Origin of the sequence: Saccharothrix sp. ST-888, assembly GCF_000955975.1 — a bacterium.
Taxonomy (GTDB): domain Bacteria; phylum Actinomycetota; class Actinomycetes; order Streptomycetales; family Streptomycetaceae; genus Kitasatospora.
The window spans coordinates 1-353 of record NZ_JYJF01000592.1 but is presented as its reverse complement, the minus strand read 5'-3'; the positions used below and the strand labels follow the sequence as shown (position 1 = coordinate 353).

Annotated in this window: 1 protein-coding gene; it reads right to left on the bottom strand. The window is 75.1% G+C overall.

Going from position 1 to position 353, the window contains the following annotated elements; genetic code table 11:
• Positions 1 to 353, bottom strand: a 353-nt coding sequence (locus UK12_RS42150) for an SMI1/KNR4 family protein (protein ID WP_045307060.1), incomplete at both ends; no start/stop codon positions are given.

Sequence of the window (353 nt, the reverse complement as noted above, 5' to 3'; positions counted from 1 at the left end):
GCGCCGAACGCGGCGTACGCGGGCCAGGTGGTGTACTTCCCGGACCCGGTCCGGTCCGCGAACCACCCGGCCGGGGAGCGGGTGGACGAGTACGGATACCCGGACTTCAGCCAGTACGCGGTCGCCCGCTCCGAGGAGGCCGACCCGCACGACGGCCTCAGAGTGGACCGCCGCGGGCATCCGGACTCCGCGCTGGACGTCAGGAACGGCTGGTCGAGCAGCAGGCCTAACTCGGGGTCCAGCCCGACCCCGGGCGGGCCGCGGCCGCCGGCCAGCTTGAGGAAGCTGCGGTAGGCGGCGGGCAGCGGGTGGCCGAGCCGCTGCTCGGCCCGCTGGACCAGGTCCTCGGTGAC